The 9,952-nt window shown below is 75.4% G+C and carries 12 protein-coding genes; 4 read left to right on the top strand and 8 right to left on the bottom strand.

All coding sequences use genetic code 11. The features are described from left to right. Positions 1 to 440, bottom strand: a 440-nt coding sequence (locus tag ACFUEL_RS27405; protein ID WP_380239436.1) for a hypothetical protein, incomplete at its 3' end; no start/stop codon positions are given. A 132-nt stretch (positions 441 to 572) separates the two neighbouring features. On the opposite strand from ACFUEL_RS27405, the gene ACFUEL_RS27400 reads away from it, so the two are divergent. After that, positions 573 to 920, top strand: coding sequence for an SCP2 sterol-binding domain-containing protein (locus tag ACFUEL_RS27400; RefSeq protein ID WP_380239435.1), 348 nt, complete (start codon positions 573 to 575; stop codon positions 918 to 920). A gap of 135 nt (positions 921 to 1,055) precedes the next feature. On the opposite strand, the gene ACFUEL_RS27395 is transcribed toward ACFUEL_RS27400, so the two are convergent. The 3 genes from ACFUEL_RS27395 to ACFUEL_RS27385 all read right to left on the bottom strand — a co-directional run bounded on the left by ACFUEL_RS27395 (position 1,056) and on the right by ACFUEL_RS27385 (position 3,478). Further along, a complete protein-coding gene (locus ACFUEL_RS27395) occupies positions 1,056 to 1,718 on the bottom strand; it encodes a hypothetical protein (protein ID WP_380239434.1) in 663 nt (220 codons plus the stop codon). A 180-nt stretch (positions 1,719 to 1,898) separates the two neighbouring features. Then, a complete protein-coding gene (locus ACFUEL_RS27390) occupies positions 1,899 to 2,942 on the bottom strand; it encodes an HAD-IIA family hydrolase (RefSeq protein WP_380239433.1) in 1,044 nt (347 codons plus the stop codon). A gap of 47 nt (positions 2,943 to 2,989) precedes the next feature. After that, entirely contained in the window at positions 2,990 to 3,478 is a 489-nt protein-coding gene (locus ACFUEL_RS27385) for a tetratricopeptide repeat protein (RefSeq protein ID WP_380239432.1), read from the bottom strand. Between the two features lie 106 nt (positions 3,479 to 3,584). Between ACFUEL_RS27385 and ACFUEL_RS27380 the strand changes: the two genes are divergently transcribed. After that, positions 3,585 to 4,940 carry a DUF1015 family protein gene (locus tag ACFUEL_RS27380; protein ID WP_380239431.1) on the top strand — a complete coding sequence of 452 codons (1,356 nt, stop codon included), beginning with the start codon at positions 3,585 to 3,587 and terminating at the stop codon, positions 4,938 to 4,940. A 122-nt stretch (positions 4,941 to 5,062) separates the two neighbouring features. Here ACFUEL_RS27380 and ACFUEL_RS27375 read toward each other — a convergent pair whose 3' ends face one another. From ACFUEL_RS27375 to ACFUEL_RS27360, 4 genes are all read right to left on the bottom strand, one after another. After that, a complete protein-coding gene (locus tag ACFUEL_RS27375) occupies positions 5,063 to 5,410 on the bottom strand; it encodes a YciI family protein (protein ID WP_380239430.1) in 348 nt (115 codons plus the stop codon). Between the two features lie 64 nt (positions 5,411 to 5,474). Continuing rightward, positions 5,475 to 6,374, bottom strand: coding sequence for a virginiamycin B lyase (locus ACFUEL_RS27370; RefSeq protein WP_380239437.1), 900 nt, complete (start codon positions 6,372 to 6,374; stop codon positions 5,475 to 5,477). A 5-nt stretch (positions 6,375 to 6,379) separates the two neighbouring features. Next, entirely contained in the window at positions 6,380 to 7,036 is a 657-nt protein-coding gene (locus tag ACFUEL_RS27365; RefSeq protein WP_380239429.1) for a CatB-related O-acetyltransferase, read from the bottom strand. Between the two features lie 63 nt (positions 7,037 to 7,099). After that, the gene (locus ACFUEL_RS27360) at positions 7,100 to 8,629 is read right to left on the bottom strand and encodes a DHA2 family efflux MFS transporter permease subunit (RefSeq protein WP_380239428.1); all 1,530 of its coding nucleotides are present in this window, start codon (positions 8,627 to 8,629) and stop codon (positions 7,100 to 7,102) included. Between the two features lie 151 nt (positions 8,630 to 8,780). Between ACFUEL_RS27360 and ACFUEL_RS27355 the strand changes: the two genes are divergently transcribed. Together ACFUEL_RS27355 and ACFUEL_RS27350 are read left to right on the top strand one after the other, a co-directional pair. Then, positions 8,781 to 9,380, top strand: a complete 600-nt coding sequence (locus tag ACFUEL_RS27355; protein ID WP_380239427.1) for a TetR/AcrR family transcriptional regulator — start codon at positions 8,781 to 8,783, stop codon at positions 9,378 to 9,380. 78 nt (positions 9,381 to 9,458) lie between these two features. After that, positions 9,459 to 9,848: a VOC family protein gene (locus ACFUEL_RS27350; RefSeq protein WP_380239426.1), complete on the top strand. Its 390-nt coding sequence runs from the start codon at positions 9,459 to 9,461 to the stop codon at positions 9,846 to 9,848. Positions 9,849 to 9,952 lie beyond the last annotated feature (104 nt).

The following is a 9,952-nucleotide window of genomic DNA, read 5'->3' as shown; positions in this document are numbered from 1 at the left end:
GTCTCCGGCTCCGCGTCCCAGCCCGCGTCGAACAGGCCCTGGGCGCGCGCCGCCGGACGGACCACCGGCTGCTCCTCCCGGGGTTCCGCCGTCGGCGGCTCCTCCACCCGGGGGTCCGCCGCCGGTTCCTCCTCCACCTCCCGCAGCTTGGACTCCAGGAAGCTCAGCACCACGCCGACCTTCACCACCTGGTCGCCGACCTTCTCGAAGACCCGCTCCACCTCGCCCCGGGCCACCCCGGCGACCAGGTCGACCCCGGCCCGGCCGGCCGTCACCACCTCCCCGGCGAGCACCCTCAACTGCTCGACACCGGGCGGCAGTTCACCGCCCTGCTGAAGCAGCCCGCCGGCCGTGTCCAGTACCCGGCGGCCCGCCTCCTCGACCAGCTCGCCCGCCACCACCAGCACGCCCCGCACACCCCGCACCGCGTCCTGCAGCATCCGTCCGCCTCCTCTGCGCACCGACTGCCCACACCGGTCCTGCCCGCACCGACGCTACCCGCTCCCGGCCGCCGCCGTGCGGTGCTGCGCTAGCGTGGAGCGCCGAACGACCACCGAGGGAGCGAGCCGCACATGGCCACCATCGAGGAGTGCCGCACCGCGCTGGAGCAGCTCAGCCGCAACCTGGCGGCGGCCGGCGGCGACATCCGCAAGGCCGCGGCCCTCGACCGCTCGCTGAGCTGCCACCTCACCGACCTCGACCTGACCTTCACCGGCCGCCTCGCCGACGGGCGGCTGACCGGCATCACCGACGCCCCCGGCCCGCCCGCCGCCAAGGCCGACATCAGGCTCACCACCACCGGCGACGACCTGGTCGCCCTGGTCGACGGCAGGCTGTCCTTCCCCACCGCCTGGGCCACCGGCCGCCTCAAGCTCGAGGCGGGCTTCCGCGACCTGCTGCGCCTGCGCACCCTGCTCTGAACCGGCCCACCGCCGCTCGGCGGGCGCGCGTCGGCAGCGGGGCGACCGGACCGGACCGCCCGACGGACCCGCCCGACGGGCCCGCCCCACGGCCCCCGTACGAGCCTTCCCTCCGCCGTCCCCGTGCCCGTGCGTTCACCCGCAGGACCGGGACGGCAGCCCGCCGCCCACCGGTTCCTGCGGGACCTCCAGCGGCTCCTCGACCTGCTGGCCGCCGTCGACCAGCAGGGTCGCCAGCGGGCGCCCGGTGACCTCCCAGTCGGAGAACACCAGGTAGTGCCGGCGGCCGCCCTCCGGGAAGTGCTCCTCGCCGATCGGCACCAGCTTCAGCTCCTCGCCGCCGCAGCGCACCCCGACCAGTTGCTCCCGGTCCGTGTCGACCTGGACGAACCACCGGCCGTCCACCGGGGCGTACGGGAACGCCCGCACCTCCGGCCGTTCCGCCAGCGGCCCCGGCGCCTCGGTGCCGCAGGAGCTGCCCGCCCCGGAGTGGTCGCCCGCCGTGTGGCCCAGGCACTGCCGCCCGCCCGACTTGGTCCAGGTGAGGAAACCCACCGCCCCCTCCCGGTGGACCAGCCGGACCGAGCCCGTCACGGTGTCGTCCTCGGCCTCGATCTCCGCCCGCATCCGCACCACCCTGGCGTCGACCTCCGCCTGGTCCTCGACCACCGCGGAGGCGCCCGCCCGGGGCGCCCCGACCCCCGCGGCGGACAGCCCGCTGCTCGCCGCGGCCGCCGGACGGCCGTCCGGGACGCACCCGGCCGTGCTCGCCAGCAGCGCACCGCACCCGGCGGCCACCGCCGCGGTTCTCCCCCGAAAACCCCGCACCGCTCCCCCGATCCCCCCGGATTCCGTCCGACGCACCGTACACCGAGCGTCCGACAGCCCCCCTCGGCGGGTGGGACCGGCGCCCGCCGACCGCCCGCCGACCGCCCGACGGGCCGTCAACCCGCTGGGCCCGTCAGCCCGCTGAGCCTGTCAGCCCGCCGCGGGCAGCGCCGCCAGCGCCTTCGCCGGCTCCGGCGCCGCGCCGTTCGCGTCCGCCCACGTCCAGGCCGCCGCGCACAGCGCCCGCAGCGCGTCGATCCGGGTGCCCGCGCCGTCCAGCACCAGCACGCCGCCGTCCGCGCCCGCCGTCCAGCCGCCGCAGCCGAACCGGCCGCCGCCCAGCGCCGCCACCTCGGGCTGCGCCTCCAGCAGGCCGCGCAGGTCCTCGGCGAGGTACGTCGGCCGGTGCCGCACCGGGGCGGCGAGCACCTGCTCGGGGGTGGCGATGCCGGTGAACACCAGCAGCGAGTCCACCCCGCCGTTGAACGCGCCCTCGATGTCGGTGTCCAGCCGGTCTCCGACCACCAGCGGACGCTTCGCGCCCGTCCGCAGCACCGTCTCCCGGTGCATCGGCGGCAGCGGCTTGCCCGCCACCTCCGGCTCCACGCCGGTCGCCGCCCGCACCGCCGCCACCAGCGTCCCGTTGCCCGGGGCGATGCCGCGCGCGGTCGGGATCGACAGGTCGGTGTTCGAGGCCACCCACGGCAGCCCCCGGCCCACCGCGTACGACGCCTCCGCCAGGTCCGCCCAGCCCACCGACGGGTCGTAGCCCTGCACCACCGCCGCCGGGTCGTCCTCCAGCGAGCGCACCGGCACCAGCCCGCGCTCCTCCAGCGCCTCCAGCAGGCCCGCACCGCCGACCACCAGCACCCGCGACCCGGCCGGCACCTTCTCCGACACCAGCCGCGCCGCCGCCTGCGCCGAGTTGATCACGTCCGCCGGGTCGGCCGGCACGCCCAGCTCGGTCAGGTGCTCCGCCACCACCCGCGGCGGCCGCGACGCGTTGTTGGTGACGTACGCCAGCCGCATCCCGGCCGACCGGGCCCGGTCCAGCGACTCCACCGCGTGGACGATCGCGTGCGGCCCGGCGTACACCACCCCGTCCAGGTCCAGCAGCGCCGTGTCGTACGCCTCCGTCAGCACCCGGGCGCTGGCCCCCGGCACGCTCCGCACCGCCGCGGCGTTCTCCGTCATCGCTGCTCCACCCTCGTCACCTCGAACCGAACCGGACACCCGCCACCCTATGGCGCGGCCGGATCCTCCGGCGGGGCCAGGTACCCGGGCGCCCCCGGCAGCAGCGGGCCGTACGCCCCCGCGCGGGCCGCCAGCGTCGCCCTGGTCTGCCGCAGCGCCGCCTGGTAGTGCCGGTTGCCGGGCTGCATCGCCACCGCCAGCGCCAGGTGCTCCGCCGAGGTCTCGAAGTCGCCCAGCCGGGCCGCCGACACCCCCCACCCGAACTGCGCGTAGTCGTCGGACGGGTCGGCCTCCGCCACCGCCCGGAAGCTCTCCAGCGCCTGCCCGTACTGGCCCGCGTCGAACTGCGCCCGCGCCAGCGCCTCCCGGATCGCCCCCGACCCGGGCTCGGCCTCCGCCGCCCGCGCCAGCAGCTGCACCGCCGCCGCCGGGTGCCGCTCCTCCAGCAGCCGCACCCCGCGCCGGTACCAGTCGTACACGCCGCCGCCCGGCACCCCGCCGCCGCTGCCGCCGTCCCCGTGCTCCAGCTGACCCATCCGCGCCTACCCCGCTTCCCGCTCGTCCCGCCCGCCCCGCCCGCGGCCCGGGCGCCCGCCTTCTCCGCGATCTCCCAACAAGGACTACCCGGCTAACATGCCCAGAATGAGCGCCCCTCGTGCCGAAACCGGCAACGAGCCCTCGGGCGGCCCCGGAGACCCCGGGCACGTCGCCACCGCAGGGCTGTCCCTGTCCCCGTTCCGCGGCCTGCGCTACGACCCGCACCGGGTCGGCGACCTGGCCGCGGTCACCTCCCCGCCGTACGACGTGGTCGACCCCGGGCGGCGCCTGGACCTGGAGACCGCCGACCCGCACAACATCGTCCGGCTGATCCTCCCCCGCCCCGAACCCGAGGACGCCGGCGACCGCCCCGACCGCGACACCCGCTACCGGCACGCCGCCCGCCTGCTCCGCGACTGGCGCCGGCAGGGCGTGCTGACCGCCGACCCGTGCCCCGCCCTGTACGTCTACGAGCAGCGCACCCCCTCCGGCACCCTCCAGCGCGGCCTGATCGGCGCGCTCGCCGTCAGCGGCCCCGAGGCGGGCGTCGTCCTCCCGCACGAGGACGTCATGCCCAAGCCCGTCGCCGACCGGGTCGGCCTGATGCGCACCACCCGCGCCAACCTCGAACCGCTGCTGCTCACCTACCGCGGCCACGGCCGCGCCGCCGAGGTCGTCGAGCGCACCGCCGGCACCGACCCGCTGATCGCCACCACCACCAGCGACGGCACCCGCCACCGCCTGTGGGCCGTCACCGACCCCGCCGACCTGGCCGCCGTCACCCGCGACCTGGCCACCTGCCGCGCCCTGATCGCCGACGGCCACCACCGCTGGGAGATGTACCTGCGGCTGCAGCGCGAACACCGCCACCTGCCGCGCAGCCCGTGGGACCGCGGCCTGGTCCTGCTCGTCGACACCGACCGCTACCCGCTGCGGGTCCGCGCCATCCACCGCGTCCTGCAGCGCCTCCCGCTCGAGGACGCGCTCGCCGCCCTCGACCCGGCCGCCTGGCGGACCACCGCCCTGCCCGGCACCCTCCCCGACGCGCTGCACGCCCTCGCCGAGGCCCACCGCTCCCCCGGCAACTCCTTCGTCCTGACCGCCGGGGACGGCCGCTTCCACCTGCTCACCGGCCCCGACGGGGCCACCCTCGCCGACGCCGTCCGCACCGACCGCCCCGAGGAGTGGCGCCGCCTGGACGCCACCGTCCTGCACGCCGTCCTGCTGGACCGCACCTGGCACGTCCCCGACAGTCCCGAGCACATCGGCTACCTGCACTCCGCCGAGGCCGCCGTCCGCGAGGCCGCCCGCACCGGCGGTACCGCCGTCCTGCTGCACCCCGTCGAGGAGCGCGTGGTGCGCCGCCTCGCCGAGCAGGGCGTCACCATGCCCCGCAAGTCCACCTCCTTCGGCCCCAAGCCGGCCACCGGGCTCGTCCTGCGCTCCCTCGAACTCGGCTGACCGGGGCCCCGGGGCGGGGTACCGGACGAGCGTCTCCGGCCCGGCCTCCGGGTGGGAGGCGGGCCCCTCCTGTCGCCGGTGCCGTGGAGCGTGGCGCTCCCGCCGCCGCGGTGCCGTGTCGTTCAGGCGGATTCGAGGATCGGGCGGACCTCGACGGTCTCCGGGGTGGGCAGGCTCCTGGCCAGTTCGAGGGCTTCGGCGCGGTCGGCGGCCTCGACGACGAACCAGCCGCCGAGGGTCTCCTCGCCGGTGTGCGCGGGCCCGTCGGTGACCGTCGTCGTTCCGTCGGCCGCGGTGCGCACCGTCGCGGGGGCGGTGCGCTCGGTCTCCAGGGCGTCACCGCCGACCAGCTTCCCGGCTGCGGCGAGGCTGCCGATCCAGCCTTCGTACTCCTTGCGGTACGCGGCCCGGTCGGCCTGGATCCGACGGCGGGACTCGTCGGTCTCGAAGATCACGAGTGCGAATTTCACGGGAGTTCCTCTCCGGTCGCCGTACGGGCGACCGCTGTTGACGGTGGGGAAGGGGAGGGCGGGTTCAGGTGGGTTCGCCGGCCGGGGCGATGCGGGCGAGTGCGCCGATCTCGAGTGCGGTCCAGAGGGCGCCGTCGGGGCCGACGGTGATGCCGTGGGGCTCGGAGCCGGGGGTGGGCAGGTCGTACGTCGTGATGGCGCCGCCGGGGGTGATGGCGCCGACGCGGTTGGCGCCCCATTCGGTGAACCACGCGGTGCCCTGTCCGTCGACGGTGACGGCGTGCGGGCGCGCGGTGCGGTCGGGGAGCGGGAACTCGGTGATCCTCCCGTCGGGGGTGATCCGGCCGATCTGGCCGGCGGCGATCTCGACGAACCACAGCGCACCGTCGTGGCCTGCGGCGATGCCCACCGGTGCCGCCGCCTCGGTCGGCAGGGGGTGGAGGGTGACGGCGCCGTCCATGTCGATCCGGCCGACGGCGTTGGCCTGGTTGAGGGTGAACCACATCCCGCCGTCGCCGCCGGCGGTGATCGCGGACGGGAACGCGCCGGTGACGGGCAGCGGGAACTCGGTGACGTCCCCGTCGGTGGTGATCCGGCCGATGCGGTCGGCGGCGGTCTCGGTGAACCACAGCGCGCCGTCGGGTCCGGCCGCGATGCCGAAGGGCCCGCAGCCCGGGGTGGGCAGGTCGAACTCGGTGACGTCGCCGTCGGTGGTGATCCGGCCGATCCGGTGCGCCCGGTACTCGGTGAACCACAGGGCGCCGTCCGGGCCGGGGGTGATGACGGTCGGCCCGCAGTCCGGGTCGAGCCGGTGGCTCGTCGGGTCCTCGCCGGGGACGGCCCGGCCGATCCGGCCGCTGTGGACGAGCGTGAACCACAGGGCGCCGTCCGGTCCGGTGGTGAGGGCGTAGGGTCCGGCCGCGCGGTCGGCCACGGGGTGCTCTTCGACGGTCGTACGGGTCACACGGGTCACAGGGGCTTCTCCAGGGTGTGTTCGGCGGCGATGCGGGCGATGTCGGCCGGGGTTCCGGCCATGATGGTGCGGGCGTGCTCGGTGACGAGGTCCGCCGGCCAGTCCCACCAGGCGGCGCGCCGCAGCCGTTCGACGTCGGCGTCGTCGAAGCGCCGGCGGATCGTCCTGGCCGGGTTGCCGCCGACGACCGTGTAGGGCGGGACGTCGGCGGTGACGACGGCTCCGGCCGCGATGATCGCGCCGTCCCCGATGCGCACGCCGGGCATGACGGTGGCCTGGTAGCCGAACCAGACGTCGTTGCCGACGACCGTGTCACCGCGGCTGGGCATGGCGGTGACGATGTCCAGGGTCTCCTCGGCCCACCGGCCGCCGAACATGGTGAACGGGTAGGTGGACACCCCCGCCGTCGGGTGCTCGGCGCCGGCCATGAGGAACCGGGTGCCGGCGGCGATCGCGCAGTACTTGCCGATGACCAGCTTCTCGGGGCCGTAGGCGTAGAGGACGTTGCGGCGCTCGAACTCCGTGGCGCCGTCCGGGTCGTCGTAGTACGTGTACTCGCCCACGTCGACGGTCGGCGAGGTGACGAGCGGCTTGAGGAACACCACGCGCTCGTGGGCGGGCAGCGGGTGGAGGGTGGTCGGATCGGGTGACAAGGTGCTTCTCCTTCGGGACGGGATGGCCGGGCGCGGCCGGGGCGGGCGGGGAGGGGTTCCGGGCTAGCTCGGGCTGCCGGCGGGCGCCTTGCCCGAGGCGGTGACCGGACCGGGGCCGGTAACCGGGCCGGAGGCGGTCACCGGGCCGGAGGCGGGGGCGGTGGAGCGCTGCGGGGCCGCGGGGCCTTCCGCGGCCCGGGGCGCCGCGGGCCCGGTCTTCGCCAGCCACAGACCGGTGAGCACGGCGGTGGCGGAGGTGACGGCGCCGGCGGCGAGGAAGGCGTCGTCGAGGCCGGTCTCGAAGGGGGCGCCGCCGGACTGCCGGGTGCGGACGATCGCTCCCAGCAGTGCCACGCCGAACACCGCGCCGATCTGCCGGGCGGTGCTGCTGATGCCCGACGCGAGACCGCCCTCCTGCGGGCCGACGGCTTGGACGGCGGCTCCGGTCAGCGGGGACAGCGTCAGGCCGAAGCCGATGCCGACGACTCCCAGCCGCCACCACACGTTCCCGTAGCCCGTGTCGGCGTGCACCGTGCCGAGCGCCAGCAGCCCCGGGCCCGCCAGGGCCAGACCGGTGGTGACCACGACGCGGAAGCCGTACCGGGCGGCGAGCCGGCCCGCGTACGGGCTGACGAGCACCATGGCGAGGGTGGCGGGGAGGGTCTGCAGGCCGGCGCGCAGGACCGAGCTGCCCTGGACGGACACGAAGAACTGGGAGAAGAAGAACGAGGAGCCCATGAGCGCGAACCCCACCACGCCCATGGCGGTGTTGGACACGGTGAACAGCCGTTGCCGGAACAGCCGCAGCGGCAGCATCGGGGCGGAAACGCGCGCCTCCACGGCGACGAAGGCGGCGAGCAGGACCGCCGCGGCGGCGAAGCTCCCCAGGACCACCGGCGACAGCCAGCCGCGGGCGCCGCCCTCGATCAGCCCGTAGGTCAGCGCCCCCACGCCCAGCACGGAGAGCACCGTTCCCGGGACGTCGACCGCGGGGGCGTCCGGGTTGCGGGACTCGTCGAGGTGGCGCAGGCCGACCAGCAGCAGGACCGCGCCGACGGGCAGGTTGACCAGGAAGATCGCGGGCCAGCCGAAGGCGTCCGTCAGCACGCCGCCGGCCACCGGTCCGGCGGCCAGGCCGATCCCGCTGAGTCCGGCCCACAGCCCGATCGCCCTGATCCGCTCCTGCGGCACGGGATGGGCGGCGGCGAGCAGGGCCAGCGAGGCGGGGCTCAGCGCCGCGGCCCCGATCCCCTGCAGCACCCGGCCGGCGATCAGCCAGCCGAGCGAGGGCGCGAGGCTGCACAGCACGGAGGCGGCGGTGAACACCGCCACGCCGGTCAGGTACACCCGCTTGCGGCCGAACCGGTCGGCGAAGATCCCTCCGGACAGCAGCAGCATGGCGACCAGCAGGACGTACGCGTCGACGATCCACTGCAGACCGGTCAGCTGGGTGTGCAGCCGCTGCTGCATGTCGGGCAGTGCCGCTCCGACGACCGTGTTGTCGAGCAGGACCATGAACTGGCCCAGGCAGGTCACCGTGAGCAGCACGGCCCGGTTCGGTCGCCGGTCCGGGCCCGTGTGGGTCTCCGTCAAAGGGTTCTCCTATCGATCGTTGCCTGCATCCGGCCGGATGCGGCGCTGGTGCCAGGACGCCCCGGCCACCTAAAGCAGTTGTTGGCTGCGTTAGAGGACTGTAGGGGGTCCCGACCACAAAAGCAAGCCGTGACTGCGTTAAGCTGGTGGGGTGAACGAGCGACAGCAAGTCAGGCGTCCCGGCGGACGCAGCGCCCGCGTCGGCGCCCAGGTGCACCAGGCCGTCACCGAGCTGATCGGCGAACGCGGCTACGGGAACTTCACCGTCGGCGAGGTCGCGGCCCGCGCGGGCGTGGCGGACAGCAGCATCTACCGCCGGTGGGGCAGCCTGGAGAAGCTGCTCACCGACGTGGCGCTCACCCGCCTCAACGCGCGCTCACCGATGCCCGACAGCGGGAGCCTGGCCGGCGACCTGCGCACGTACGCGGCCCAGGTGGCCCGTGAGATCACCGGGCCCGACGGCCCGGCGGTGCTGCACCTGGCCGTCGCCCTGTCCGGCACCGGCGAGCAGGGCCTGCGGGCGGGCCAGGAGCTCCGCGGCGAACGCACCCGGCAGCTGCAGGCCGTGCTCGACCGCGCCCGCGAACGCGGCGAGGACACCCCCGACGGGCTCGACGCGCTCGAGGTGCTCGACCACGTCCTGGCCCCGATGTACGTCCGCGTCCTGTTCGGCATGGTCCCGCTCGCCCCGGACTACGTCGACGGACTGGTCGACCGACTGCTGTTGACCCACCGAGTGGATCAAGGCTAGGGTCCACGGCGACATCGCGTGTCGGTCACCGACTGGGTGAGGCATGGAGGTGTCGGGACATGCCTTCGGAGGCATTCCTTGTCAGTCGAGTTGAACCACACGATCGTCCACGCCCGGAACAACCGGGAGTCCGCTGAGTTCTTCGCGGACCTGCTCAACCTCGAGATCACCGCCGAGTGGGGCCCGTTCATCGCGGTCGGCCTGGCCAACGGCGTCACGCTGGACTTCGCCACCGTCCCCGCGGACAGCATCACCCCCCAGCACTACGCCTTCCTGATCTCCGAAGAGGAGTTCGACGCGGCGTACGCGCAGATCGAACGGCGCGGCGTGGAGCACTACGCCGACCCCCGGCGGCAGCAGCCCGGCACGATCAACCGCAACGACGGCGGCCGCGGCGTGTACTTCATGGACCCGGCGGGCCACGCCATGGAACTCATCACCGTGCCGTACGGCGGCCGGCCCTCCTGACCGCCCGCCCGCCTGCCCGCCCGGCAAGGAGCACCGGCACGGCGCCTCCCGTAGGACGGCCCCGAACGCAAAGAGGGCCCCGAACGCAAGAAGGGCCCCTCCGC

It is taken from the genome of Kitasatospora sp. NPDC057198, from assembly GCF_042670125.1.
Lineage (GTDB): Bacteria > Actinomycetota > Actinomycetes > Streptomycetales > Streptomycetaceae > Kitasatospora.
This window is presented reverse-complemented; position numbering and strand designations above follow the sequence as displayed.